This is a genomic window from Azospirillum sp. TSO22-1 (assembly GCF_003116015.1).
In the GTDB taxonomy this organism is placed as follows: Bacteria; Pseudomonadota; Alphaproteobacteria; order Azospirillales; family Azospirillaceae; genus Azospirillum.
The window spans coordinates 1-24,337 of sequence record NZ_LGQZ01000129.1 but is presented as its reverse complement, the minus strand read 5'-3'; the positions used below and the strand labels follow the sequence as shown (position 1 = coordinate 24,337).

The following is a 24,337-nucleotide window of genomic DNA, read 5'->3' as shown; positions in this document are numbered from 1 at the left end:
TCGGCCGTTGGTTGGCATTCCCGAGAAAATCCCGCTGCACCGGCATTTACCACGGAGACACAGAGACACAGAGGAACACAGAGATTTTCTTCTCTGTGCCTCTCTGTGCCTCTGTGTCTCTGTGGTTCATCGCTGTCATAGCGAGGTTTCTTCCCTCTCTAACTAAAGCCGCTGCCCGCCCGCCGCGTCGAACACGTGCCCCGCGCCCGGCTTCGGCACGAGGCGCAGCCGCTCGCCGGGGCGCAGCGGGTGGCGCTCGGTGGTGGCGGCGCAGGCTATGGTGCCACCGACCTTGCAGAACACCAGCGTGTTGTCGCCGGTCGGCTCGATCACCTCGACCTCCGCGGGCAGTCCCTGCTCGGCGTCCGAGGCGAGGCGCAGGTGGCCCGGCCGGATGCCGTAGACGACCTTCTGCCCCTCCTCGCCCCCCACGTCGGACTCGGCCTCCAGAGCGAGGTTGTCGTCGGTCACCACGAACGCCTTCCCGTCCCGGCGGCGCAGCAGGCCGCGGAACAGGTTCATGGCGGGCGAGCCGATGAAGCCGGCGACGAACAGGTTGGCCGGGCGGTCGTACAGCTCCAGCGGCGTGCCGATCTGCTCGACGTGGCCATCGTGCATGACGACGATGCGGTCGGCCATGGTCATCGCCTCGATCTGGTCGTGCGTGACATAGACCGAGGTGGTGCGCAGCCGCTGGTGCAGCGCCTTGATCTCGGTGCGCATCTGCACGCGCAGCTTGGCGTCCAGGTTGGACAGCGGCTCGTCGAACAAAAACACCTGCGGATCGCGCACGATAGCGCGCCCCATGGCCACCCGCTGCCGCTGCCCGCCGGACAGCTGGCGCGGGTAGCGCCCCAGGTACGGGCCGAGGTCGAGGATGTCCGCCGCCCCCTCGACCCGTTTCTTGATCTCCGCCGGGTCGGCGCGGCGCAGCTTCATGCTGAACGCCATGTTGTCGAAGACGTTCATGTGCGGGTACAGCGCGTAGTTCTGGAACACCATGGCGATGTCCCGTTCCTTCGGCGGCACCTGGTTGACCACCCGGCCGCCGATGGAGATCTCGCCGCCGCTGATCTGCTCCAGCCCGGCGATCATGCGCAGCAGCGTCGACTTGCCGCAGCCGGACGGGCCGACCAGCACGACGAACTCCTCGTCGCCGATGTCGACGTCGATGCCGTGGATCACCTCGTGCACGCCGAAGGCCTTGCGCACCTTGCGGATATCGACCGACGCCATGAGCTTATCCCTCCGCCGTCCAACCACGTTCCGACGTCAGCCAACTGCGGTTGACGCAGTTGATCAGCCGCCCGTCGCGCAGCGCCGCCGTCACCACCTCGGCCGACTTGCGGCGCAGATCGCGGATGCTGTCCGGCGAATAGAAGGCCGCGTGCGGGCTGAGCAGCAGGCGCCCGTCGATCCAGGACTCGGCGTTGCGCCACGCGGTGAACAGCGGGTGGTCGATGTCGCGGGCGATCGGCTCCACCGGCATGACGTCGAGCGCCGCACCGGCCAGCCGTCCCCCCGCCAGCGCCTCGTGCAGCGCGTCCAGATCGACCACCGGCCCGCGCGCCGTGTTGACCAGGATCTGCCCCGGCTTCGACGCGGCGAACGCCGCCGCGTCGAGCATCCGGTGCGTCTCCCCGGTCAGCGGCGTGTGCACGCTGACCACGTCGGCCCGCCCCATCAGCTCGGCCAGGCTGTCCGCCCGGCCGAAGCCCAGCGACAGCTCGGTCCCGGTCGGCCTGTAGGGGTCGAAGAACACCACCTCCATGCCGAACGCCCTGGCGCGCAGCGCCGTGGCGAGGCCGATGCGGCCCAGCCCGATCACGCCGAACACCAGCCCCCGCAGGCGGCGCAGCAGCGGCGGCCCGTCGAACTGCCAGCCCGCCACCGGATCGCGGCGCATCGCCTCGTCGAAGCCGGCGGTGCCGCGCGTCAGCGTCAGCAGCATGGCGATGGCGTGGTCGGCGACGTCGGTGGTGCCGTAGTCCGGCACGTTGCACACCGCGATGCCCAGGCGGCCGGCGGCGTCCAGGTCGACGTTGTCGAAGCCGACGCCGGCCCGCACCACCACGCGGCAGCGCGGCATGCGCTCCAGCCAGTGCTTGTCCAGCCGCACCTCGTCGTAGGCGAGGACGCCGTCGCAGGTCTCCCAGTCCTCGGCCGGGATCTCGGCCTGCGGCAGGTGGCGGCGCGGGACGAAGGCGACGACGCCGTCGGCGACGCCGCTCTCGATCTCCGCCGCGTCGGTGAACTTGGCATCGGGAATCAGGACGCGCATGGGCCCTCACGCCGCTTGCGCGCCCGCCCGGCGTGCAGGGGCGAAGGCCCCGCAGCGCGGATCCTGGGCATGATGTCTCTTCCCTCCCTGAACCGGCCGGTTTCTCCCGGTCTCGGCGCAAACGATCCGTGCTGCGGATCATTCGTCATACAAATAACCATCCTCCCCGGCGCACCGTCCGTCAAGCCCGACCGGAGCGCAGAAGAAGTACCTCTTTTGGCGGATCGCGCTGATGTGATCAGGCGTGACCCCCGGCTCGGGCACCCCATGCTTATAGTGTGCGGAGTGAAGGCAGGGAGGATGACATGCGCACGGCGTGGACGGGGGTGCTGCTGGCCTTGGCGCTCGGCGTGAGCGCGCCGGCACCGGCGCAGGACGCACCGGGGACGAAGACCGCCGTGTTCGCCGGCGGCTGCTTCTGGTGCATGGAGCCGCCCTTCGACAAGCTCGACGGCGTGATGGCGACGACCTCCGGCTACACCGGCGGCATGGTGCCGAACCCGACCTATGAACAGGTCTCCGCCGGCCGCACCGGCCATTACGAGGCGGTTGAGGTGCGGTACGATCCGAAGAAGGTGACCTACGACACGCTGCTGGAGGTCTATTGGCGGCAGGTCGATCCGTTCGACTCCGGCGGCCAGTTCTGCGACCGCGGCAAGCAGTACACCACGGCCATCTTCGCCGCCACCGACGAGGAGCGGCAGAAAGCGGAAGCCTCCAAGGAAAGCGTCGCCAAACGCCTCGGCAAGCCGGTGGTGACTCCGGTACTGCCGGCCGCGGCCTTCTATCCCGCGGAGGACTACCATCAGGATTACTACAAGAAGAATCCGCTGCGCTATCACTACTACCGGTACACGTGCGGCCGCGACAAGCGACTGGAGCAGGTCTGGGGCGATCATCCGTCGGGATGAACAACAGGCCAAGTACTTTGCCAACGTGACACGTCACGTAACACGCAGGAATTCGGATTTTGTTTGCAGCTTGATTGCTGTGACAAGAATCGGCTTTGAACGTATACAAACACTCCCTTGACTTGAGTCAAACGGGACTTGAGGATTCCGCAATAATGTGTCTGTGATCGGACACTGTCAGCGGGGGTGGCGATGGACAACGATCTCCGGGACGAGGACGCGGCGGCGGTGTGCGAGACCTACGCTTCGGTCCGCCGGCGAATGGACGAAGTCTCCTCGATCGAAATCGCCGTGGAGGTGCTGCGGGCGCGGCAGAAGTCGCTCGGCGTCGAGGCGGCGTGGACCAAGGCGATGTGGGCGCTCGCCCGGGCCGGGCTGCTGAAGGGCGAGCCGCGCTCCGCCGCGTGATACCGGCGGCGCAGCGCGTTGGTCGCGTGCAGGCCTGCGCCGTCAGTGCCCGCGCCGCACGTACTCGAAGTCCAGCGGGCGGCCGTCCAGCCCCTTGGCCGGCGGGGCGATCCAGGCGGCGAACTTGCCAGGCTCGGTGACGGGCACCATCAGCGAGGCGACGTAGGCCTCGTCCTCCGGCGAGGGCAGCCACTCGTACTGCCGGCGCCGCCACTCCTCGGCCGGCAGCGGGCGGCCCTGGGGATCGACGTGCAGCGCCGACAGGCTGCCGATGGCGCGGTGGAAGGCGCGGTGCGGCAGGGTCAACCGCACGTCGATGCCGTGCGCCTCGATGATCTTGTTCCAGCGGTCGACGCCGCGCTGGCAATCCTTGATGTAGTCGTCGCGCAGCCGCTCGTTCAGCGCGGTCAGCGCCGCCGCCTGTCTGGTGACGACGCGCCCGTCCTCGGCGGTGGTCACGGTGTAGGAGGAACCCTCCAGCACGTGGTCGTCGGCGATCTTCTCCTCGTTGAAGCGGCCCTTCAGGCCCAGCGTGTAGTAGTTGGCGGCGTTGGTGGACAGCTCCTGCCCGAACAGGTCGAGCGACACCGAGAAGTGGAAGTTCAGGTACTTCTGCAGGGTCGCCAGATCGATGCCGCCGAAGCGGCGCACGTCGTCGGTGCGGTGCTCGCGCATCAGCTCGCAGGCGCGCTGGATGACGCGTCCCACCCCGGTCTCGCCCACGAACATGTGGTGCGCCTCCTCGGTCAGCATGAACCGGCAGGAGCGCGCCAGCGGGTCGAAGCCGCTCTCGGCCAGCGAGGCCAGCTGGTACTTGCCGTCGCGGTCGGTGAAGAAGGTGAACATGAAGAACGACAGCCAGTCCGGCGTGCGCTCGTTGAAGGCACCGAGCAGGCGCGGCTTGTCCGGGTCGCCGGAGTGGCGTTCCAGCATCGCCTCCGCCTCCTCGCGGCCGTCGCGGCCGAAATAGGCATGCAGCAGGTAGACCATCGCCCACAGATGCCGCCCCTCCTCGACGTTCACCTGGAACAGGTTGCGCAGGTCGTACAGCGACGGGCAGGTCTGGCCGAGGTGGCGCTGCTGCTCGACCGACGCGGGTTCCGTGTCGCCCTGGGTGACGATCAGCCGGCGCAGCGTCGCGCGGTGCTCGCCCGGCACCTGCTGCCACGCCGGTTCGCCCTTGTGCACGCCGAAGGCGATGCGGCGGTCCCGGTCGTGCGGGGTGAGGAAGATGCCCCAGCGGTACTCCGGCATCTTGACGTAGCCCCAGTGCGCCCAGCCCCCGGCGTCCACGCCGACCGCCGTGCGCAGGTAGACGTCCAGGTCGCCGGTGCCCACCGGCCCGAGGTCCTGCCACCAGCGCAGGAAACCCGGCTGCCACTGCTCCAGCGCGCGCTGCAGGCGCTTGTCGTCGGCGAGGTTGACGTTGTTGGGGATGCGGTTGACGTAGTCGATGGCGGTGGTCATGCGGGTCACACCCTCACCTTATCGAACTCGGCGCGGCGGCCGGTTCCGTAGAGTTTCAGGGCACCGGCCTCCCCGGCGGCGTTCGGGCGCTGGAAGATCCAGTTCTGCCAGGCGGACAGGCGGGCGAAGATCTTGCTCTCGATGGTCTCCGGCCCGCCGAAGCGCAAACTCGCCTCCATGCCCGTCAGCGCGTCGGGGGAGAAGCCGGCGCGCTCCTCCAGCGCCACGCGGATCTCGTCGTCCCAGTCGATGTCGTCGGGGGCGAAGGTGACCAGGCCCTGGTCCAGCGCGTCGTCGCCGTCCAGGTCCTCGCCGATGGAGCGCTTGAGCGCCTCGGCATGGTCCGGAGCGGCGAGGAAGCGGCTGTGCAGGCGGGTCAGGCCGTTGGGCATCGGCAGCGGCCCAAAGTTCATCGGCGTCAGCCGGACCACCGGCGCGTCGTCGCCGCCGTCCAGCATGTAGCTGCGGTCGGCCGCCAGCGCGAGTTCCAGCAGCGTGCCGGCGAAGCACGAGCCGCGGTCGATCACCGCGAACAGGCTGCGCGCCGTCACGTCCAGCCGCTTGAGCACGCGGGCGAGGTGCAGCGTCGTCTCGCGCAGGAACCAGTCCTCCGGGTCGGCGAGCAGGGCCGCATCGGCCGCCTCGACCAGCGCGGCGTCGCCCTGCGCCTTCAGCACCCAGGTGCCGAGCGTCGTCTCGTTGAAGCGCAGGTGCAGGATCAGGTCGTCCAGTTCCCGCGCCATGGCGAGCGGCCAGAACGCCGCGCCGTCCTCCCGCTTCGGTGCCTCGGCAGGCGCACGCACGGTGATGGTGACGGTGCCGGCGTCGCGGTCGAGCACAGCCGAAACGTGCGTGTAGTCGATACGGTCGCCCTCGAACCGGCGCTCCACCGCCGGCAGCGCGACGCCCTCGCCGGTCCGCGGCACGCGGGCGGCAAACTCCCTGGCCCGCGCCTGCGCCGCCTCCAGCAGCCGGGTGCGCGGCACCACCTCGTCGACCAGCCGCCAGTCCACCGCGCGCCGGCCGCGGATGCCCTCCTCCAGGGTGCAGAAGACGTCGGCGTGGTCGCGGCGCACCTTGCGCTTGTCGACCAGCCGGGTCAGCCCGCCGGTGCCCGGCAGCACCGCCAGCAGCGCCACCTCCGGCAGCGACACCGCGGTCGATCCGTCGTCGGCCATGACGATCCAGTCGGTGGCGAGCGCCAGCTCGTACCCGCCGCCGGCCGCCGTGCCGTTGATGGCGCTGATCCAGGTCTGGCCGGCCTTGGCCGCCGCCTCCTCGATGGCGTTGCGGGTCTCGTTGGTGAACTTGCAGAAGTTGACCTTATGGTGGTGCGAGGACTGCGCCAGCATCGGGATGTTGGCCCCGGCGCAGAACACCCGGTCCTTGCCCGAGGCGACGATCACGGCGCGCACCTGCGGGTGCTCGAAGCGCAGGCGCTGCACGGCGTCGTTCAGCTCGATATCGACGCTGAGGTCGTAGGAGTTGAGCTTCAGCTGGTAGCCCGGCACCAGCCCGCCGTCCTCGGCGACGTCCAGCGTCAGCGTGGCCACGTCGCCATCGACGGCCAGCCGCCAATGCCGGTAGCGGTCCGGATGCGTGCGGAAATCGATCAGAGCGTTGCGCTCCATGGCCTCCCTCCCCAGGGCTGCGGTCCGGTATATTTATTAATTCGGTACCGGATTGCTACAATGGTGTTGCGAACGGCTCTCGTTGTCAAGCGGGGACGCAGGCCGGTGCAGCCGGCGCCGCACCGCGTCTTGACGCCGCGCACGTTGCCGGTGATACCATCGTAGTACTCATAAAGCGGCCGTGCGGGGGGATGCGGAATGTTCTTCGATCTGGGAATTCTGACCATCCCCATCGTCGGCGCCCTCGGCCTGCTGGGGTACAGCATCTACTCGGGCCCGGAGATCGTGTTCGAGAAGGTGCCGGTGCCGCACGCGCTGGAGGACCAGGGCTACACGTCCGAGGTCGTCACCCGCCACCTGACCGACTCCGTCCGGCGCATCGGCGAACAGGCGAAATCGAGCCTGCGCTCGGTGGACGTCGATTTCGGGCAGACCGACCGCTCGATGGTCGCGGTGTCCGACTACCTGCACATCACGCCGGTGATCGACGCGGTGCGCCAGATGGGCGGCCTCGTCCCCTACCACTTCGCCGGCGAGCTGGTGCTGCAGGGCAACGAGGTGGAGTTCCGCCTGCGCGCCTACCCGCGCGAGGGGCAGATCCGCGACATCAAGCATCGCGGCCCGATCGACGAGTTGCCGCGCATCATCGAATCGGTCGCCAACGACGCCATGATGGTGATCGACCCCTATCTGGTCACCCTGTCCGTCCGCCGCGCCGAGGAGCGCGCCGGCAGCAAGGACTTCCCGCGCACGATGGAGTACATCGGCAAGGCCTTCGTGGCGATCGAGCCGGGCGAGCTTCACCTGCTGCACAACCTGTGGGCCCGCACGCTGCTGCTGCAGGGCAAGCCCGAGCAGGCGATGCGCGTCATCGAGCAGGGCCTCGCGGCCAAGCCCAACCACGGCAGCCTGTACGTCACCAAGGGCCTGATCCTCGCCGCGCAGGACAAGACGGAGGAGGCCATCGCCACCTTCGACCGCGGGCTGGAGCTGAATCCGCGGATGGGCGACGTGTACGTGGCGCTCGGCAAGGCGTACGACCGCCTGGGCCGTACCGACGAGGCGGTCGCCCGGCTGCGCCGCGGCATCGAGATGCGCCCGGACGACCCCGCCAACTACCACATGCTGGGCACGCTGCTGAGCAAGCTCGGCCGCAAGGACGAGGCGGTGGTCGCCTTCCGCGACGCCATCGCGCACACCACCACCGAGATCAAGTACTTCCACGAGTACGGCGCGGCGCTGCAAGCGCCGACGGGCTTCTGACCATGCGCCGCCCCCTCGCCTGCGCCCTGCTGGGCGCCGCCCTGCTCGCCTCGCCCACCGCCTGGGCGGCCGGCGGCGTCCCCGGCGATCCGGAAAGCCAGCGTCTGGCCCTCGAATGCCTGCTGAAGGCGGCCGAGCGCGTGCCGAAGATCGCCGGCCTGAAGATCGAGAGCGAACACATCGAACGGCACGGCGACCTGTTCGAGGGCGCCTTCTACGTCAGCGCGGTGCACCGCTTCGTCTACTACGACTTCCAGTGCGGGGTGGACACGGTGTCGTCGACCGACCTCAAGGGCCGCACGGAATCGCTGCCGCGGATCGAGAAGGTGTGGCTGAACCTGCGGCCGCCGGTGAAGAAGTAAAGGCTCACGCCACCAGCTCGTCGTCCTCCTCGCCCAGGTACGCCTCGCGCACCGCGGCGTCGGCGCGGATCTCGTCCGGCGTGCCGGTGGCGATGGCGCGGCCGTAGACCAGCACGGTGATGCGGTCGGCGAGGCGGAACACCGCGTCCATGTCGTGCTCGATCAGCAGGATGGTGACGCGGCCGCGCAGCGTGCGCAGCATCTCCACCATGCGCTGCCCCTCCTCCGGGCCGACGCCGGCCATCGGCTCGTCGAGCAGCAGCATCTTCGGCCCGGTCGCCAGCGCGATGGCGATCTCCAGCAGGCGCCGCTCGCCGTGGCTGACCTCCGACGCCAGCCGGTCGCGGCGGTCGGCGAGACCGACCGTCTGCAGCACGGCCAGCGCCTCGGCGTTGATGCGCCCGTCGCGCGACGCGTCGGCCCAGAAGCGGAAGCTGTGCCCATGCCGCGCCTGCACCGCCAGCGCCACGTTCTCCAGCAGCGAGAAGCTCAGCAGCGTGTTGGAGATCTGGAACGAGCGCGCCAACCCCAGCCGCACCCGCCGGTGCACCGGCAGCCGGGTGACGTCCCGCCCGTCGAACAGGACGTGCCCGGCGTCGGGGCGCAGCTCGCCGGCCAGCTGCGCCACCAGCGTCGTCTTGCCGGCGCCGTTCGGGCCGATGACGGCGTGGATGGAGCCCTCAGCCACATCCAGCGACAGGTCGCGGGTGGCGGCAACGGCGCCGAAGCTCTTGGCGAGGCGCTCGACCAACAGCAGCGTCATGCCCGCCCCCCGAACAGGCGCACCACGCCGCCCTTGGCCCGCCACACCGTCAGCACGATCAGCGGACCGAAGATCAGCCACCAGTGCTGCGTCAGCTTGGACAGCACCTCCTCCAGCACCAGCACCAGCACCGCGCCGGCGATGGGGCCGTGCAGCGTCCCCAGGCCGCCGATCACCACCATGACGATGAGGTCGCCGGAGCGCACCCAGCTCATGTAGGCCGGCGAGACGAACTCCGTGTGGTTGGCCAGCAGCACGCCGGACAACCCGGCCAGCGCGCCGGACAGCACGAAGGCCGCCAGCTTGTAGAGCGCGGTGTTGTAGCCGATGGCGGCCATGCGCCGCTCGTTCTCCTTGCAGCCGCGCAGCACCCGCCCGAACTTCGACGCCACCACGCGCCGCAGGCCCAGGTAGCTCAGCGCCAGCACGGCGAAGACGATCCAGTAGAAGGTCCGCGCGTCGGACAGCTTGACCAGGCCGGAGAAGCTGCTGCGCCCCCACAGCGTCATGCCGTCGTCGCCGCCGTAGGTGCTCAGCGCGTTGGCCGTGTAGTAGAGCATCTGCGCGAAGGCCAGCGTGATCATGATGAAGTAGACGCCGCGCGTGCGCAGCGACAGCGCGCCGATCACCAGCGCCGCCAGCGCCGCGGCCCCGATGCCCAGCGGCCACTGCAGCCAGCCGCTGTCCACCCCGTGGAACGACAGGATGCCGATCGCGTAGGCGCCCACCCCCATGTACGCCGCGTGCCCCAGGCTGACCATGCCGCCGTATCCCAGCACGAGGTCGAGCGCCAGCGCCGCGACGGCGAAGATCATGATGCGGGTGAACAGGCTGACGTAGAAGGGCTGCCCGAGGGCTCCGGCGACGAACGGCACCACCGCCAGCAGCGCGAACAGCGCCAGCGGCAGCAGCGCGCCGCGGAACCGGACCGCGCGCGGCGGGGCGGAGAGGGTGTCGGCGCTCACCGCGTCGCTCCCTTCGCCGGCAGGAGCCCGGTCGGCGAGACGATCAGCACCGCCGCCATCAGCACGTAGATCAGCATGGAGGACAGCGCCGGCCCGACGTCCACCGCCGCCGAGGCCGGCAGCACCAGCTTCACCGCGTCGGTCAGGAACGACCGCCCCAGCGTGTCGACCAGCCCGACCAGCAGCGCCCCCAGGAACGCCCCCTGGATCGAGCCGAGGCCGCCGATGACTATGACGACGAAGGCGAGGATCAGCAGGTTGTCGCCCATGCTCGGCTCCACCGACAGGATAGGCCCGGCCATCAGCCCGGCGAAGCCGGCGAGCATGGCGCCCAGCGCGAAGACCAGCAGGAACAGCCGCTTGATGTCGGTGCCCAGCGCCTGGAGCATGCGCGGGTTGCTCGCCCCGGCGCGCACCAGCATGCCGAAGCGCGTGCGCGCCACCAGCGCGTACAGCCCCGCCGCCACCGCCAGCCCGCCGCCGATGATGAACAGCCGGTAGGCCGGGTAGGTGGCGCCGCCGAACAGCGTCACCGAGTGGCTGGCCCAGGCCGGTACCGGGAAGGACAGCGGCGTCGGCCCCCAGATCACCCGCACCAGTTCGGTCAGGAAGAAGATGACGCCGAAGGTGGCGAGCACCTGGTCGAGGTGGTCGCGGCCGTAGAAGTGACGGAACACCACGCGCTCCAGCGCCACGCCGACCAGCACCGCGGCCGGCAGCGCCAGCGCGGCGCCGAGCAGGAACGAGCCGGTGACCGCCGTGAAGGTGGCGGCGAAGTAGGCGCCGATCATGTACTGCACGCCGTGCGCCAGATTGATGAAGTCCATGATGCCGAACACGAGCGTCAGCCCGGCGGCCACGAGGAACAGCAGCACGCCGAGCTGCAACCCGTTCAACGTCTGGACGGCGAGCAGGATGGGGTCCATGGAGTCTCCTGAAATCCCCTCTCCCGTCCCGGGAGAGGGAGGGGCCCGCCGCGGAGGCGGCGGGAGGGTGAGGGTGCCTGCAACGATCCTTGGCAGCCCCCTCACCCGGCCGCCTGCGGCGGCCACCCTCTCCCGGGACGGGAGAGGGGTAAACCCCATCACCACTTCATCGGGCACTCGCCGGCGTAATCGTCCGCGTACTTCTCGAACACCAGCTTGCGCTTCAGCATGGCCGGCGCGCCGTCCGGCAGCTTGGCCGCCTCGACGAGATAGAAGTCGCTGACCGGGAAGTGGTTCTTGTTGAACGCGAACGCCCCGCGCACGCTGTCGAACTTCGCCTGCCGCAGCGCCGCGCGCAGCTTCGCCTTGTCCTTCACCCCACCGGCCTGCCTCACCGCCGCGTCGATCAGGCGCGCCGCGTCGTACGCCTGGGCCGCGAAGTAGGACGGCACATAGCCGTTCTTCTTGCGGAAATCCTCGACGAACCTCTTGTTCGCCACGTTGTCCAGGTCCGGCGTCCAGATCGAGGCGCTGAACAGGCCGAGGCCCGCATCCTCGGTGGCGGGCAGCGTCGTCTCGTCCACCGTGAAGGCGGAGAACAGCGGGATCTTGTCCTTCAACCCGGCCTGCGCGTACTGCTTCACCAGGTTCACGCCCATGCCGCCGGGCATGAAGGTGTAGACCGCGTCCGGCTTGGCCGACTGGATCTTGGCGATCTCGGCGGAGAAGTCGAGCTGGCCCAGCTTGGTGTAGACCTCGTCCACCACCTCGCCCTTGAAGTGGCGCTTGAAGCCGGTCAGGCCGTCCTTGCCGGCCTGGTAGTTCGGCGCCAGCAGGAAGACCTTCTTGATGCCGCTGTCGGACACGTGCTTGCCGACCGCGCCGTGCGTCTGGTCGTTCTGCCAGGAAGTGTTGAAGAAGTTCTCCGAGCAGCGGTTGCCCGCCACCGGCGCCGGCCCGGCGTTGGCCGAGATCAGGAAGGCGTCGGACTCCACCACCGGCTTGTACACCGCCATCAGGATGTTGGAGTAGACGACGCCGGCGACGATGTTGACGTTGTCCCGCTTCAGCAGGCCCTCGACCTCCTGCACCGCGACGTCCGGCTTCAGCTGGTCATCGACGATGGTGACCTTGGTCTCCAGCCCGCCCAGCTTGCCGCCGGCGTGCTCGACGCCCAGCATGAAGCCGTCGCGCAGGTGCTGCCCGGTCACCGCCTGTGGCCCGGTCAGCGTCGACATCAGGCCGATGCGCAGATCCTGCGCCCCCGCCGGCAGCGCCAGTCCGGCCATCAGGGCCGCCGCCAGAACCGTCCTCTTCATGGTCATACCTCTTCCCCGTTGTCCTCACACGCCGAGATGCCGTTCCAGCCGCTCGCGCTCCGCCTCCAGCTCGGCGCCGGAGCCTTGCCAGACGATGCGCCCCTTCTCCAGCACGTAGTGGCGGTCGGCGATTCGCTTCAGCGCCTTCAGATTCTTGTCGATGACCAGGATCGACTGGCCGGCGCGCTTCAGGCTCAGCAGCACCTGCCAGATCTCCTTGCGGATCAGCGGCGCCAGCCCCTCCGTCGCCTCGTCCAGCAGCAGGAGCCGCGGGTTGGTCATCAGCGCCCGGCCGATGGCGAGCATCTGCTGTTCGCCGCCCGACAGGCTGCCGCCCATCTGGTCCTGCCGCTCGCGCAGGCGCGGGAACAGGTCGAAGACGCGCGAAAGAGTCCAGGCACCCCGTCCATCCGCGGTCGCCACCAGATTCTCGCGCACGGTGAGATTCGGGAAGATCTGCCGCCCCTCCGGCACCAGCCCCAGCCCGGCGCGGGCCGCCTCGTGCGCCGGGCGGCCGGTCAGCTCGCGCCCGCAGAAGGCGACGCGCCCGGCCTTCGGCGCCAGCAGGCCCATGATGGCGTTGACGGTGGTGGTCTTGCCCATGCCGTTGCGGCCGAGCAGCGTGACGACCTCCCCCTCGCCCACGCGCAGGTCGACGCCGAACAGCACCTGCCCGGCGCCGTATGACGCCTGCAGGCCCGACACCTCCAGCATCGGCCCGGCCGTTCCCATCGCTCTCCACCTCCCCGCGCCGTGTGTCCGGCGTTTCGCACCGGCAGGATAAGCCACGCGGACGGCGGCTCAATCCTTTTCTTTTCCTTGCGCCTCCCACCCCGGCGCCACCATCCGCTTCTGCCCGCCCGCGCGGTCCCACAGCTTGCAGGTCACCGGCTTGTGCTTCTGATCGAGGCCCTCGCAGTAGTTGGAGTATTCGCACAGCCGCACCTCCGTTCCACGGCCCAGCCGGACCTTGCGGAACCAGTCGGGGTCGGCGAGCGACTGCCGCGCCATGCCGATGAGGTCGGCCTCGCCGCGCGCCAGGATGCCCTCGGCCTGCTCGAAATTGTGGATGCCGCCGGTGACGACGACCGGCGTGGCGAAGCCGGCGTCGCGCACCGCCCGGCGGATCCGCGCGGTCGGCGCGACGTTGCGGCCGAACGGGCCGAGTTCGTCCGAGATGTGCTGCGGCATGCATTCGTAGCCGCTCGGCCCCGTGTAGGGGTAGGCGGCCTCTCCCACCCGCGGCTGGGCCGCGTCGTCGAACTTGCCACCGCGCGAGGTGGACAGGAAGTCCATGCCGGCGCGGGCAAATTCCACCGCAAAGTACGCCGCGTCCTGCACCGTGCCGCCGCCCGCGATGCACTCCTCGGCGAGGAAGCGGCAGCCGACGGCGAAGCCCGGCCCGACCCGCTCGCGCACCCGCCCATAGACCTCCAGCGGCAGCCGTACCCGGTTCTCCCGCGCGCCGCCGTAGCCGTCCGCCCGGTCGTTCCGCTCCGACAGGAAGGACGCCATGGTGTAGGCGTGCGCGTAGTGCAGTTCCACCCCGTCGAAGCCCACGTCCCGAGCCCGAGCCGCGGCGTCGGCGAACAGATCGGGCAGCACCCGCGGCAGGTCGGCAATGTGCGGGAGGTGGGTGTCGGTGACCCGCTCCCGGTAACCCATGGCAAGGCTCTCGCATTCGCGGTCTTCGAGGATCGCGTCGGCCTCCTCCGCTGGCATCTCCAGCAGCCGACGGCGCACCTCCGCCTCATCGGACACGCCCAGCGCCTCCCGGTGCCGGTCGGTGACCGCCAGGAAGCGGCCGAAGAACGCCTCGCGCGTCGGGCGGCGGCGGATCGTCAGGAAGTCGATGATCTGGATGAACAGCCGCGTCTCGCCGCCGGACGCCTCCCGGACCGTCTCCACCAGCTTGGCCAGCCCCAGCAGGAAGCGGTCATGGCCGATGCGCAGCAGCGGACCGGAGGGCACGTCGCGGATCCCCGTCGCCTCCACCACGATGGCGCCGGGCCGTCCCTCGGCGAAGCGGCGGTACCAGTCGAGCACGCCGTCGCTGACGAACCCTTCATCGGTGGCACGCCACGGCACCATGGCCGGCACCCAGGTGCGCTGCGCGAGAGTCACAGGGCCGAGCCCGACCGGCTGGAACAGGTGGGAGGAGGACGCCTCTGCGGCGTCCGGCCAGCGGCCCGGCGTCGGCCGGTGCTCGATGCGCTGCGGCGGACGCCACATGGTCACCGCTCCCTCCCTGCCCGACGCATTCGTTTATATTTAAAGCACATCGTGTGCCGGATGGTGCGCGCAAACCGCCGCAAAGTCCAGCCCACGCCGACAACACCCGTCCGAGAGTCGTGCCGGGATAGACCGAATTCCACATGGACAATCGTCCAGGCCAATTTTAAGCTTCAAGCAAAACGCCCGGCAGAAGGCGGAGACTCGGCGTGTGCCGGCACGGCACCCAGGGGGAGGCACGATGGACACCGCGCATGTGGATACCTTCGCCCGCGACAACCTGCCGCCGCGCGAGCTGTGGCCGGACATCCGCTTCGATCTTCCCGAACTCCAGTACCCCGGGCGCCTGAACTGCGGCGTCGAACTGCTGGACCGCATGGTGGCCGGCGGCTTCGCCGACCGCCCCTGCGTGCTCTCCCCGACCGAGCGCTGGACCTACGCCGACCTGCTGGACAAGGCCAACCGCATCGCCCGCGTGCTGACCGAGGACATGGGCCTGCTGCCCGGAAACCGGGTGCTGCTGCGCTCGGCCAACGCCCCGATGATGGTGGCCTGCTGGTTCGCGGTGATGAAGGCGGGCGGCATCGCGGTGTCCACCATGCCGCTGCTGCGCGCGAAGGAACTGTGCGCCATCATCGACAAGGCGCGGGTGACGCACGCGCTGTGCGCCGCTCCGCTCGCCGACGAGATCGAACTGGCCCGGCCGAAGTGCCCGACGCTGCGCCACCTCGCCTATTTCGGCACCGACGCGCCCTACGGGCTGGAGGCGCGGATGCGCGCCAGGGGCGGCGACTTCGCCGGCGTCGGCACCGCGGCCGACGACGTCTGCCTGATCGCCTTCACCTCGGGCACCACCGGCGTGCCGAAGGGGACCATGCACTTCCACCGCGACGTCATGGCGATCGCCGACACCTTCCCGCGCTCGACCCTGAAGCCGGAGCCGGACGACCTGTTCTGCGGCAGCCCGCCGCTGGCCTTCACCTTCGGGCTGGGCGGGCTGGTGATCTTCCCGATGCGCTTCGGCGCCTCGACCCTGCTGCTGCCCGCCGCCTCGCCGCCGGTGCTGCTGGCCGAGGCGATCGAGCGGCACCGGGCCAGCGTCTGCTTCACCTCGCCCACCGGCTACCGCGCCATGCTGCCGCTGCTGCCAAGCCACGACATCGGCTCGCTGCGCAAATGCGTGTCGGCGGGGGAGACGCTGCCGCTGCCGACGTGGCAGGCGTTCCACGACGCCACGGGGATCAAGATCATCGACGGCCTCGGCTCCACCGAGATGCTGCACATCTTCATCGCCTCGGCCGGCGACGATATCCGCCCCGGCGCCACCGGCAAGCCGATCCCCGGCTACGAGGCGCGCATCGTCGATGCCGAGGGCAAGCCGCTGCCTCCCGGCGAGCCCGGCCGGCTGGCGGTGCGCGGGCCGACGGGGTGCCGCTACCTCGCCGACCCGCGGCAGGCGGCGTACGTGGAGAATGGCTGGAACATCACCGGCGACGCCTACGTGATGGACGAGGACGGCTATTTCTGGTTCCAGGCGCGCAACGACGACATGATCATCTCGTCGGGCTACAACATCGCCGGCCCGGAGGTGGAGGAGGCGCTGCTGGCCCATCCCGACGTGGCGGAGTGCGCGGTGGTGGGATCGCCAGACCCGGACCGCGGCGCCATCGTCAAGGCCTTCGTGGTGCTGCGCCCCGGCGCGGCGCGCGACGCGATGGCGTTGCAGGACTTCGTCAAACAGACCATCGCGCCGTACAAATACCCCCGCGCGGTGGAATTCATCGACAGCCTGCCGCGCACCGAGACCGGCAAGGTGCAGCGCTTCAAGCTGCGCCAGATGGAGGAGCAGCGGCTGTCGAAGGCGAGCTGATGGAAATCCCCTCCCCCGCCTCCGGCGGGGGAGGTAGGGTGGGGGCATCGGCCTCCCCGAGAAGCCGTCGCCCCCACCCTCCCGCTTCGCGGGCCCCTCCCTCCCCCACCGGAGGCGAGGGAGGGTCTGAGAAGGACCTCCATGTACCGCCACCTCACCAGCCAGGACGCGATCGACCGCGCCTACAACCCGCGCCTGGGCGTGCCGGACGTGGAGGGGTGGTTCGCCGGCTGGGCGCAGCGCAGCGAGGAGGCGCGGCGCAAGCTCGGTTGCCGCCTCGGCCTGCCCTACGGGCCGACGCTGGCGGAGTACGTGGACGTCTTCCCGGCGACGCGGCCGAACGCGCCGGTGCACGTGTTCCTGCACGGCGGCTACTGGCGGTCGTTCAGCGCCCGCGACTTCTCCTTCATTGCCGAGGGACCGGTGGCGCGCGGCGTGTGCACGGTGGTGGTCAACTACGCGCTCTGTCCCACCGTCCCGATCACCGAGATCGTCCGCCAGTGCCGCGCCGCGCTGGCTTGGACGTGGCACAACATCGCCGAGTTCGGCGGCGACCGCGAGCGCATCGGCGTCTCCGGCCACTCCGCCGGCGGCCACCTGACGGCGCGGATGCTGAGCACGGCGTGGCAGCGCGACTACGGCATCCCCGACGGGATCATCAAGGCGGCGCTGCCGATCAGCGGTCTGTTCGACCTGGAGCCGCTGCGCTGGTCGTGGCTGCAACCCACCCTGCAGTTGAGCGGCGACGAGATCCTGGCGCAGAGCCCGATGCGCCACCTGCACACCGTCCCGGTGCCGCTGGCGGTGGCGGTCGGCGGCGCGGAGAGCGACGAGTTCCGCCGCCAGTCGGCCGAGTACGTCGCCGCGACCGGGGCCAAGCTGATGGAGATCGAGGGCCGGCACCACTTCGACGTCCTCGACGACCTCGCCTCCCCCTACGGCAAGCTGTGGCGGGCGGTCGAGTCGCTGATGGGATAGCGGTGCCCCCTGCGGCAACGGCGCGTTGGACGCTGCGGCCGGACAGGCGCATCATTGCTCCCAATCCAAAATCATCAGGGGAGCGAACGCATGGCCGGCCGTATCGACGTCGAACGCAAGGGACGTGTCCTGGTCCTCACCATGAACGACCCGACGAGCCGCAACGCGCTGGGCGTGGAGATGATGGACGGGGCGCGCGACGCCTTCGACCAGGCGGTCCAGGATCCCGGGGTCGGCGCGGTGGTGCTGACCGGGGCCGGCGACGCCTTCAGCTCCGGCGGCCACCTCGGCCGGCTCTACAACCACCGCACCCAGGCGCGCTCGGAGAACCGCAACGGCATCGAGCGCTTCCACGGCTGGATCCGCGCCATGCGCGACTGCCCGAAGCCGGTGATCTCGGCGGTCGAAGGACCGGCGGCGGGCGCCGGCTTCGCGCTGGCGCTGGCGTCCGACCTGATCGTCGCGGCCGAGGACGCGCAGTTCATCGCCGCCTACGCCAAGGTCGGCCTGACGGCGGACGGCGGCATCTCCGGCTCGCTGGCCCGCGCGCTGCCGCCGCAGCTCGCCGCCGAACTGCTGTTCGAGGGCGGGGGCGTCGACCCGCAGCGGCTCTACACGCTGGGCGTGGTCAACAAGGTGGTGGCGAAGGGCACGGCGCTGGACACGGCGGTGGTCTGGGGCGAGCGCCTCGCCGAAGGCCCGACGGTCGCCATCGGCCGCGCCAAGCGGCTGATCGAGCAGGCCTACACGTCCCTGCTCGCCCAGCTCGGCCGCGAGAGCGACCAGTTCGTCGAGGCCCTGCACCACCCCGAAGCGCACGAGGCGATCACCGCCTTCTTCGAAAAGCGCACGCCGGTGTTCCACAAGCGGTAGGCTTGCAAGCCCCTCTCCCTTTGCGGGAGAGGGGCTATTGGCGCCCCAGAACCCCCGCGTACAGCGCCGGATCCACGTTCCCGCCGCTCAGCACCACGCCGATAGTGCGGCCGGCGGTCGGCAGCTTGCCGCTGAGCACGGCGGCCAGCGCCACGGCGCCGCCCGGCTCGACCACCAGCTTCAGCACGGTGAAGGCGTAGGCCATCGCCGCCGCCGCCTCGTCGTCGGTCACCGCCAGGCCGCCGGACAGCAACGCCCGGTGGATCGGGAAGGTCAGCTCGCCCGGCGTCGGCGCCATCAGCGCGTCGCAGAAGGAGCGTGCCTCCGGGTCGTTGCGCACCCGCTCGCCGGCCCGCAGCGAGCGCGCGAGGTCGTCCAGCCCGGCTGGCTCGGCGCTGTAGATTTCGGTCCGTGGCGAAAGGTGCTTCACCGCGGTGGCGACGCCGCCGACCAGCCCGCCGCCGCTGCACGGTGCCAGCACCACGTCGAGCGTCGCCCCCAACTCACGCGCCTGACAGGCGAGTTCCAGCCCGGCGGTTCCCTGCCCGGCGATGATGTGCGGATCGTCGAAGGGAGGCACCGGCACGGCGCCCCGCTCCCCGGCGATGGCGGCGGCGATGCCCTCGCGGCTCTCCCGCCAGCGGTCGTACAGCACCACCTCGGCGCCGTAGCCGCGGGTGTTCTCGATCTTCAGCGCCGGCGCGTCCTCGGGCATGACGATGGTGGCGGGGATGCCGAGCATCTGCGCCGCCGCCGCCACGCCCTGCGCGTGGTTGCCCGACGACCACGCCACCACCCCGGCGCGCCGCTGCGCCTCGTCGAGCTGGCTCAGTCGGTTGTAGGCACCGCGGAACTTGAACGAGCCGCTGACCTGGAGGATCTCCGGCTTGATCAGCACGCGCCCGCCGACATGGTCGTTGAGCTGGCGGTTCTCCAGCAGCGGCGTCACCGCCGCCTTGCCGGCCAGACGTTTGGACGCCGCTTCGACGTCGGCGAAACGGATCGCGAGCGCGTCGGTGCTCATGGTGTCTCCCCAACCCCTGTGCTTTTGTGCGCCCTGTATAGCACAAAAAGAAACGGCCGGCGGATCGCTCCGCCGGCCGTCGTCTTCACGAACGCGATACCAGGAGATCAGGCGGCCTTGGCGTTGCGGCCGGCCACGATCTCGTCGGCGACGTTGCGCGGCACCGGCTCGTAGTGGCTGAACTCCATGGTGTAGCTCGCACGGCCCGAGGTCATGCCGCGCAGCTGGCCGATGTAGCCGAACATCTCGTTCAGCGGCACGTGGGCCTCCACGGCGATGTTCGCGCCACGCTCCAGCTGGCCGTTGACCATGCCGCGGCGGCGGTTGATGTCGCCGATCACGTCGCCGAGGTAATCCTCCGGCGTCACGACCTCGACCTTCATCACCGGCTCGAGCAGGATCGGGCCGGCCAGCTTCAGGCCCTCGCGGAAGCAGGCCTTGGCGGCGATTTCGAACGTCAGCGCGTTCGAGTCGACGTCGTGGTACTTGCCGTCCACCAGGCGGGCGCGGAAGTCCACGGTCGGGTACCCGGCCATGACGCCCTCTTCCTTCTGCACCTCCAGGCCCTTGCCCACGGACGGCACGTACTCGCGCGGCACGGTGCCGCCGACCGTCTCGTCCTTGAACTCGAAGCCCTCGCCACGCTCGCGCGGCTCGAAGATGATCTTCACCTCGGCGAACTGGCCCGAACCGCCGGTCTGCTTCTTGTGGGTGTAGGTGTACTCGACCGGCTTGGTGATCGTCTCGCGGTAGGCGACCTGGGGCTTGCCCATGTTGCCTTCCACGCCGAACTCCGTGCGCATGCGGTCCAGCGTCACCTCGAGGTGCAGCTCGCCCATGCCGCGCAGGATGGTCTGGCCGGTCTCACGGTCGGTCTCCAGGCGGAGCGACGGATCGGCGCGGACCATCTTGCCCAGCGCGATCGAGAACTTCTCCTGCTCGCCCTTGCTCTTCGGCTCGACCGAGACGCTGATGACGGGCTCGGGGAAGCGCATGCGCTCCAGGATCACCGGGGCCGAGGCGTCGGACAGGGTGTCGCCCGTCTCGGTCTCGGACAGCGAGACGAGCGCGACGATGTCGCCGGCGCGGGCCTCTTCCAGCGGGTGCGGCTCCTTGGCGAACATCTCGACCATGCGGCCGATCTTCTCGCGCTTGCCGCGGGTGGTGTTGAGGATCGACATGCCCTTGGTCAGCACGCCCGAGTAGACGCGCACGAAGGTCAGCGAGCCGTAGGTGTCGTTGATGACCTTGAAGGCCAGCGCCGAGAACGGGGCCTCGTCCGAGCTGTCACGCGTGCCGTTCGCGTTGCCGTCCTCGTCCACGGTGTTGATGGCCGGGACGTCGGTCGGGGCCGGCAGGTAATCGACGACCGCGTCCAGCACCTGGGTCACGCCCTTGTTCTTGTAGGACGAACCGCACAGGACCGGGGTGAAGGCGCCGACCAGGGTGCCCCGGCGCAGGCAGGTGCGCAGGGTGTCGGCCGACGGCTCCTCACCCGACTCCAGGTAGGCTTCCATGGCGACCTCGTCCTGCTCCAGGCAGGTGTCGACCAGCTCGGTGCGCAGTGCCCGGATGCTGGCGATGTTGTCGAGGTCTTCCTTGACCGTGATGTTCAGCTTGGCGATCAGGTCGTCCTCGCTGATCTCCCAGACCTCCGGCTTGGCGTCCTTGTCGTCGGAGAACCAGACGTAGGCCTTCATCTCGACGAGGTCGACCATGCCGCGGAAGTTGTCTTCCGAGCCCAGCGGAACCTGCACGCACAGCGGACGCGCGCCCAGGCGGTCGCGGATCATGCCGACGCAGCGCGTGAAGTTGGCGCCGGAGCGGTCCATCTTGTTGACGTAGCACAGGCGCGGCACGTTGTAGTTGTCCGCCAGGCGCCAGTTGGTCTCCGACTGCGGCTCCACGCCGGCGACGCCGTCGAACACCACGACCGCGCCGTCGAGCACGCGCAGCGAACGGTTCACCTCGATGGTGAAGTCGACGTGGCCCGGGGTGTCGATGACGTTGATCTTCTTGTCGCGCCAGAACGCGGAGACGGCGGCCGACTGAATCGTGATGCCGCGCTTCTGCTCCTGCTCCAGGTAGTCGGTCGTGGTCGACGTCTTGAGATCCTTCGTCTCGTGCACGTCGATGATCGTGTGCTTACGGCCGGTGTAGTACAGGATCCGCTCGGTCGTCGTGGTCTTGCCAGCGTCGACGTGGGCAATGATGCCGATGTTGCGGATGTCAGCGAGAGGCGTTTGGCGCGGCATGTGGCGGGTCCGTTACGGTGTAAACCTGTACGCGAAGCTACGACGATCAGGCCGTCCGCTCCGGCGGGTGGTTTGGGGTTTTACGGGTGTTCGGTTAAGGCACAATGAACGTTAGGCGAAACACCCGCGCGTTCTCACGCCCGGACGTTCCGTCGCGGTTGATCCCAATTCCGGGCCGCCTTCTATCACAGACGACGGTCCTCGCGCCACTGTGACCAACACGGGGGCGCCTTATGGCGCACTCAATTAGTCCCTTACGGCGCGCAAGGCAAGGGCGTATGTGGGAGGTCACCTCTCGTTAACCATATTGGGCGCGTAGTGCGGGCGAGATGTCATGGTTCCGCAACACAGGAGGCCCCGGCATGGACGCCCCGCGCCTGCACGCTCTCCCCGATCCCGCCCGTTTCGTCGCCACGAAGACCACGCCCCGTCGGCGCCCGTCCCTGGGGCTGCCCATCGTCCGCGACATGGCCGCCCAGGCGCTGGGGCAACGCGGCGGCGCGCCCGAGGACGTCACCGTCGAGCGGCTGCGGGCGCACGACCGGCTGGTCGCCGCCTGGGTGGCGCACCATGGGATCCAGCCGGAGCTGGCCTACGGCGCGGCGATTCGCGTGGTGACCAACGACCGCGCCTGGAACCGCGTCGAGGTGGAGGGCGAGATCGTCGGCATCGACCTCGTGCACGGCAAGTACCGGGTGTTCAGCGAGGCGCTCGGCCACGCGCGTTCCGGCCCCGGCCCGCGCTTCCGCGCCATTCCCTACGAGGACGTGCGGCCGGCGGCGGAGGACGGCGAGCGGGCCGCGGCGTAGCGCTCCCAGCCCCTGGCGCGCAGATCGCACGCCGGGCAGGCGCCGCAGCCGTAGCCCCAGGCGTGCCGCCGCGAGCGGTCGCCGAGATAGCAGGTATGCGTTTCCTCGACCACGAGGTCCACGAACGGCGCACCGCCCAGCCGCTCGGCCAGCTCCCAGGTCTCGGCCTTGTCCAGCCACATCAGCGGCGTGTGCAGCACGAAGCGGCGGTCCATGCCGAGGTTCAACGCCACCTGCATGGCCTTGATGGTGTCGTCGCGGCAGTCGGGATAGCCGGAATAGTCGGTCTCGCACATGCCGCCGACGATGTGCGTCAGCCCGCGCCGGTAGGCCAGCGCCGCGGCGTAGGCCAGGAAGATCAGGTTGCGACCGGGCACGAAGGTGTTCGGCAGCCCCTCGGCGGTCATGCGGATCTCCGCCTCGCGGGTCAGCGCCGTGTCGCTGATGGCGGACAGGCCACGCAGGTCCACCGTGTGATCGTCGCCGAGACGCGGCGCCCAGGCCGGGTTCTCCGCCGCCAGCCGCGTGCGCACGCCGCCGCGGCAGTCCAGCTCGACGGCGTGGCGCTGGCCGTAGTCGAAGCCGACCGTCTCCACCCGCTGGTAGCGGTCCAGCGCCCAGGCGAGGCAGACGGTGGAATCCTGCCCGCCGGAAAACAGCACCAACGCTCCACCCTGCTCCGCCACGGCACGCCCCCTCGCTGACGACGCGCCACCCTACCCGTCGCCGCCCGGCCGCGGGAGGGAAATATCGGCGGGGAGGCCGGGAACCGCGTGCAGGCCGGTGCGCCGGGCCAGCGAGCGCACCGCCGCCATCCAGCCCAGCCGCAGCCGGGCGGCGGCCAGCGTCCGGTCGGCGCCCGCCGCCAGCGCCATCGAGACGGCGGCGCTCACCGCGCCGGCGGCGTCGCTTCCGCCGGGACCGCCGGCCGCCAGCAGCCGGGCCACCTCCGCCATCCGCCGCACCGCCGCGGCCAGGACCGCGGGATCGTCGCCGATGTGCCCGAGCAGGTAATCCACGGCGCGCAGCGCGCTGCGGAGTGCGGCTTCGTCGTCCATGAGCCACCTCCTTCAATAGGAAGTGGCATCCGGCGCGCCGCCGCCAATCCACCTGAGCGCCTTACCCCCATCCCCGCTTGGGCCTAGCTCGGCTGGGTGGCCGGGCTCACCGGCCTGCCTTGCAGCCCCCAGCTGCCGACGAAGTCGCGCACGCCGGGGATGGCCACCACATGCGCGTCCTTCACGTAGGCGAACTGCTTCGGGCCCAGCGCGTACTCGGTCAGCGTGATCCCCTTGGCGGCGCAGCGCCGCAGCTCCTCGGCGCGGATGGCGCGGTCGGCGAGCGCCATGTCCGGATGCTCCACCCCGGTGCCGGCGCACAGCGCGCGCAGGCCCGACGCGGTGCCCTCGGCGGTCAGGTTCGGCCTGGTGTCGGGCGTCCCCTCGTACGTCGCGGACACCGCGCGGACGCGCGGCTCGACCGACCGGCTGCCGACGATCCAGATGCCGCGCGCAGCCGGCGGCTCGGCACGCTTGGGTGGCGGGGCGGGCAGCGCCGCCTGCTGCGTGGCGAAGCCGGGGAACTGGCAACCCGCCAGCGCGGTTGCCGCCACGACAGCGGCCAAATGACCCATGCGAAATTTCACGTCGCCCTCCGATCAAACAGGAGCATAATGGTTCTCCGGACCGGGAAACGCCGCAGCGCGGCGGTTGCTCCGGTCAGGCGGCGGAACCGCCCAAGAATGCAGACTCTGTCGCTGGCACCCGCTGATCGCCTTGCCTTCCAGCCAAACAGGGGGACAGTCCCATGAACAAGGAATCCCACATCGCCACGCTCCGCCAGCGCCACGCCGAGCTGGACACGCGCATCCGCGAGGAGGAGGCCCACCACAGCTACGACAACGTCGCCGTTTCGCGCATGAAGGCGGAAAAGCTGCACCTCAAGGAAGAGATCGAACGGCTGTCCCACTGACGCGATCAACGGCGGGGGGGGCCCGGGCG

24 protein-coding genes are annotated in these 24,337 nt (G+C 69.9%); 9 read left to right on the top strand and 15 right to left on the bottom strand.

Annotation, left to right across the window (positions count from 1 at the left end):
* Positions 1-162 precede the first annotated feature (162 nt).
* Both ugpC and TSO221_RS28150 read right to left on the bottom strand, forming a co-directional pair.
* Positions 163-1,236 (bottom strand): sn-glycerol-3-phosphate ABC transporter ATP-binding protein UgpC, encoded by a 1,074-nt coding sequence (gene ugpC / locus TSO221_RS28155; RefSeq protein ID WP_109121826.1) that lies wholly within the window; start codon positions 1,234-1,236, stop codon positions 163-165.
* A gap of 4 nt (positions 1,237-1,240) precedes the next feature.
* Positions 1,241-2,281, bottom strand: a complete 1,041-nt coding sequence (locus TSO221_RS28150; protein WP_109121825.1) for a C-terminal binding protein — start codon at positions 2,279-2,281, stop codon at positions 1,241-1,243.
* A gap of 305 nt (positions 2,282-2,586) precedes the next feature.
* Here TSO221_RS28150 and msrA point away from each other — a divergent pair, with 305 nt between their 5' ends.
* Positions 2,587-3,192 carry a peptide-methionine (S)-S-oxide reductase MsrA gene (msrA, locus tag TSO221_RS28145; protein ID WP_109121824.1) on the top strand — a complete coding sequence of 202 codons (606 nt, stop codon included), beginning with the start codon at positions 2,587-2,589 and terminating at the stop codon, positions 3,190-3,192.
* Positions 3,193-3,384: 192 nt separating this feature from the next.
* The gene (locus TSO221_RS28140) at positions 3,385-3,600 is read left to right on the top strand and encodes a hypothetical protein (protein ID WP_109121823.1); all 216 of its coding nucleotides are present in this window, start codon (positions 3,385-3,387) and stop codon (positions 3,598-3,600) included.
* Positions 3,601-3,642: 42 nt separating this feature from the next.
* Here TSO221_RS28140 and boxB read toward each other — a convergent pair whose 3' ends face one another.
* Together boxB and boxC are read right to left on the bottom strand one after the other, a co-directional pair.
* On the bottom strand, positions 3,643-5,067 hold the full coding sequence (gene boxB, locus TSO221_RS28135; protein WP_109121822.1) for a benzoyl-CoA 2,3-epoxidase subunit BoxB: 1,425 nt from the start codon (positions 5,065-5,067) through the stop codon (positions 3,643-3,645).
* A 5-nt stretch (positions 5,068-5,072) separates the two neighbouring features.
* Positions 5,073-6,698, bottom strand: coding sequence for a 2,3-epoxybenzoyl-CoA dihydrolase (gene boxC, locus TSO221_RS28130; protein WP_109121821.1), 1,626 nt, complete (start codon positions 6,696-6,698; stop codon positions 5,073-5,075).
* 198 nt (positions 6,699-6,896) lie between these two features.
* Between boxC and TSO221_RS28125 the strand changes: the two genes are divergently transcribed.
* Both TSO221_RS28125 and TSO221_RS28120 read left to right on the top strand, forming a co-directional pair.
* Complete coding sequence (locus TSO221_RS28125) at positions 6,897-7,961, top strand: tetratricopeptide repeat protein (RefSeq protein ID WP_109121820.1); 1,065 nt, start codon at positions 6,897-6,899, stop codon at positions 7,959-7,961.
* Between the two features lie 2 nt (positions 7,962-7,963).
* Entirely contained in the window at positions 7,964-8,323 is a 360-nt protein-coding gene (locus TSO221_RS28120; protein ID WP_109121819.1) for a hypothetical protein, read from the top strand.
* Between the two features lie 4 nt (positions 8,324-8,327).
* On the opposite strand, the gene TSO221_RS28115 is transcribed toward TSO221_RS28120, so the two are convergent.
* From TSO221_RS28115 to TSO221_RS28090, 6 genes are all read right to left on the bottom strand, one after another.
* Positions 8,328-9,086 (bottom strand): ABC transporter ATP-binding protein, encoded by a 759-nt coding sequence (locus tag TSO221_RS28115; RefSeq protein WP_109121818.1) that lies wholly within the window; start codon positions 9,084-9,086, stop codon positions 8,328-8,330.
* Positions 9,083-10,051 (bottom strand): branched-chain amino acid ABC transporter permease, encoded by a 969-nt coding sequence (locus TSO221_RS28110; RefSeq protein WP_109121817.1) that lies wholly within the window; start codon positions 10,049-10,051, stop codon positions 9,083-9,085. The genes TSO221_RS28115 and TSO221_RS28110 overlap by 4 nt, the downstream gene beginning before the upstream one ends.
* The gene (locus TSO221_RS28105) at positions 10,048-10,977 is read right to left on the bottom strand and encodes a branched-chain amino acid ABC transporter permease (RefSeq protein WP_109121816.1); all 930 of its coding nucleotides are present in this window, start codon (positions 10,975-10,977) and stop codon (positions 10,048-10,050) included. The genes TSO221_RS28110 and TSO221_RS28105 overlap by 4 nt, the downstream gene beginning before the upstream one ends.
* Before the next feature lie 158 nt (positions 10,978-11,135).
* The gene (locus tag TSO221_RS28100) at positions 11,136-12,296 is read right to left on the bottom strand and encodes an ABC transporter substrate-binding protein (RefSeq protein ID WP_109121836.1); all 1,161 of its coding nucleotides are present in this window, start codon (positions 12,294-12,296) and stop codon (positions 11,136-11,138) included.
* Between the two features lie 24 nt (positions 12,297-12,320).
* On the bottom strand, positions 12,321-13,010 hold the full coding sequence (locus TSO221_RS28095; RefSeq protein ID WP_109121835.1) for an ABC transporter ATP-binding protein: 690 nt from the start codon (positions 13,008-13,010) through the stop codon (positions 12,321-12,323).
* A gap of 87 nt (positions 13,011-13,097) precedes the next feature.
* Positions 13,098-14,528, bottom strand: coding sequence for an NADH oxidase (locus TSO221_RS28090; protein WP_109121834.1), 1,431 nt, complete (start codon positions 14,526-14,528; stop codon positions 13,098-13,100).
* 241 nt (positions 14,529-14,769) lie between these two features.
* Between TSO221_RS28090 and TSO221_RS28085 the strand changes: the two genes are divergently transcribed.
* The 3 genes from TSO221_RS28085 (at position 14,770) to TSO221_RS28075 (ending at position 18,249) form a co-directional block, all read left to right on the top strand.
* Complete coding sequence (locus tag TSO221_RS28085) at positions 14,770-16,398, top strand: AMP-binding protein (RefSeq protein WP_109121815.1); 1,629 nt, start codon at positions 14,770-14,772, stop codon at positions 16,396-16,398.
* A gap of 141 nt (positions 16,399-16,539) precedes the next feature.
* Positions 16,540-17,376 (top strand): alpha/beta hydrolase, encoded by an 837-nt coding sequence (locus tag TSO221_RS28080; RefSeq protein ID WP_109121814.1) that lies wholly within the window; start codon positions 16,540-16,542, stop codon positions 17,374-17,376.
* A gap of 90 nt (positions 17,377-17,466) precedes the next feature.
* Entirely contained in the window at positions 17,467-18,249 is a 783-nt protein-coding gene (locus TSO221_RS28075) for an enoyl-CoA hydratase family protein (RefSeq protein ID WP_109121813.1), read from the top strand.
* A 34-nt stretch (positions 18,250-18,283) separates the two neighbouring features.
* On the opposite strand, the gene TSO221_RS28070 is transcribed toward TSO221_RS28075, so the two are convergent.
* Both TSO221_RS28070 and fusA read right to left on the bottom strand, forming a co-directional pair.
* On the bottom strand, positions 18,284-19,273 hold the full coding sequence (locus TSO221_RS28070; protein WP_109121812.1) for a threonine/serine dehydratase: 990 nt from the start codon (positions 19,271-19,273) through the stop codon (positions 18,284-18,286).
* A 107-nt stretch (positions 19,274-19,380) separates the two neighbouring features.
* Positions 19,381-21,528 (bottom strand): elongation factor G, encoded by a 2,148-nt coding sequence (gene fusA / locus TSO221_RS28065; RefSeq protein WP_109121811.1) that lies wholly within the window; start codon positions 21,526-21,528, stop codon positions 19,381-19,383.
* A gap of 362 nt (positions 21,529-21,890) precedes the next feature.
* Between fusA and TSO221_RS28060 the strand changes: the two genes are divergently transcribed.
* Positions 21,891-22,337 (top strand): hypothetical protein, encoded by a 447-nt coding sequence (locus TSO221_RS28060; protein ID WP_109121810.1) that lies wholly within the window; start codon positions 21,891-21,893, stop codon positions 22,335-22,337.
* On the opposite strand, the gene queC is transcribed toward TSO221_RS28060, so the two are convergent.
* The 3 genes from queC to TSO221_RS28045 form a co-directional block, all read right to left on the bottom strand.
* Complete coding sequence (queC, locus tag TSO221_RS28055) at positions 22,286-23,023, bottom strand: 7-cyano-7-deazaguanine synthase QueC (RefSeq protein WP_109121809.1); 738 nt, start codon at positions 23,021-23,023, stop codon at positions 22,286-22,288. The two genes, TSO221_RS28060 and queC, sit on opposite strands and share 52 nt — an antisense overlap.
* Before the next feature lie 30 nt (positions 23,024-23,053).
* Entirely contained in the window at positions 23,054-23,395 is a 342-nt protein-coding gene (locus TSO221_RS28050; protein ID WP_109121808.1) for a hypothetical protein, read from the bottom strand.
* A gap of 83 nt (positions 23,396-23,478) precedes the next feature.
* The gene (locus tag TSO221_RS28045; protein WP_109121807.1) at positions 23,479-23,970 is read right to left on the bottom strand and encodes a substrate-binding domain-containing protein; all 492 of its coding nucleotides are present in this window, start codon (positions 23,968-23,970) and stop codon (positions 23,479-23,481) included.
* A 173-nt stretch (positions 23,971-24,143) separates the two neighbouring features.
* Here TSO221_RS28045 and TSO221_RS28040 point away from each other — a divergent pair, with 173 nt between their 5' ends.
* Positions 24,144-24,308, top strand: a complete 165-nt coding sequence (locus TSO221_RS28040; RefSeq protein WP_109121806.1) for a YdcH family protein — start codon at positions 24,144-24,146, stop codon at positions 24,306-24,308.
* Positions 24,309-24,337: the final 29 nt, after the last annotated feature.

Coding starts and splice junctions, on each gene's coding strand:
- ugpC (WP_109121826.1), bottom strand. CDS start 1,236: ATGGCGTCGGTCGATATCCGCAAGGTGCGCAAGGCCTTCGGCGTGCAC.
- TSO221_RS28150 (WP_109121825.1), bottom strand. CDS start 2,281: ATGCGCGTCCTGATTCCCGATGCCAAGTTCACCGACGCGGCGGAGATC.
- msrA (WP_109121824.1), top strand. CDS start 2,587: ATGCGCACGGCGTGGACGGGGGTGCTGCTGGCCTTGGCGCTCGGCGTG.
- TSO221_RS28140 (WP_109121823.1), top strand. CDS start 3,385: ATGGACAACGATCTCCGGGACGAGGACGCGGCGGCGGTGTGCGAGACC.
- boxB (WP_109121822.1), bottom strand. CDS start 5,067: ATGACCACCGCCATCGACTACGTCAACCGCATCCCCAACAACGTCAAC.
- boxC (WP_109121821.1), bottom strand. CDS start 6,698: ATGGAGCGCAACGCTCTGATCGATTTCCGCACGCATCCGGACCGCTAC.
- TSO221_RS28125 (WP_109121820.1), top strand. CDS start 6,897: ATGTTCTTCGATCTGGGAATTCTGACCATCCCCATCGTCGGCGCCCTC.
- TSO221_RS28120 (WP_109121819.1), top strand. CDS start 7,964: ATGCGCCGCCCCCTCGCCTGCGCCCTGCTGGGCGCCGCCCTGCTCGCC.
- TSO221_RS28115 (WP_109121818.1), bottom strand. CDS start 9,086: ATGACGCTGCTGTTGGTCGAGCGCCTCGCCAAGAGCTTCGGCGCCGTT.
- TSO221_RS28105 (WP_109121816.1), bottom strand. CDS start 10,977: ATGGACCCCATCCTGCTCGCCGTCCAGACGTTGAACGGGTTGCAGCTC.
- TSO221_RS28100 (WP_109121836.1), bottom strand. CDS start 12,296: ATGAAGAGGACGGTTCTGGCGGCGGCCCTGATGGCCGGACTGGCGCTG.
- TSO221_RS28095 (WP_109121835.1), bottom strand. CDS start 13,010: ATGCTGGAGGTGTCGGGCCTGCAGGCGTCATACGGCGCCGGGCAGGTG.
- TSO221_RS28090 (WP_109121834.1), bottom strand. CDS start 14,528: ATGTGGCGTCCGCCGCAGCGCATCGAGCACCGGCCGACGCCGGGCCGC.
- TSO221_RS28085 (WP_109121815.1), top strand. CDS start 14,770: ATGGACACCGCGCATGTGGATACCTTCGCCCGCGACAACCTGCCGCCG.
- TSO221_RS28080 (WP_109121814.1), top strand. CDS start 16,540: ATGTACCGCCACCTCACCAGCCAGGACGCGATCGACCGCGCCTACAAC.
- TSO221_RS28075 (WP_109121813.1), top strand. CDS start 17,467: ATGGCCGGCCGTATCGACGTCGAACGCAAGGGACGTGTCCTGGTCCTC.
- TSO221_RS28070 (WP_109121812.1), bottom strand. CDS start 19,273: ATGAGCACCGACGCGCTCGCGATCCGTTTCGCCGACGTCGAAGCGGCG.
- fusA (WP_109121811.1), bottom strand. CDS start 21,528: ATGCCGCGCCAAACGCCTCTCGCTGACATCCGCAACATCGGCATCATT.
- TSO221_RS28060 (WP_109121810.1), top strand. CDS start 21,891: ATGGACGCCCCGCGCCTGCACGCTCTCCCCGATCCCGCCCGTTTCGTC.
- TSO221_RS28050 (WP_109121808.1), bottom strand. CDS start 23,395: ATGGACGACGAAGCCGCACTCCGCAGCGCGCTGCGCGCCGTGGATTAC.
- TSO221_RS28045 (WP_109121807.1), bottom strand. CDS start 23,970: ATGGGTCATTTGGCCGCTGTCGTGGCGGCAACCGCGCTGGCGGGTTGC.
- TSO221_RS28040 (WP_109121806.1), top strand. CDS start 24,144: ATGAACAAGGAATCCCACATCGCCACGCTCCGCCAGCGCCACGCCGAG.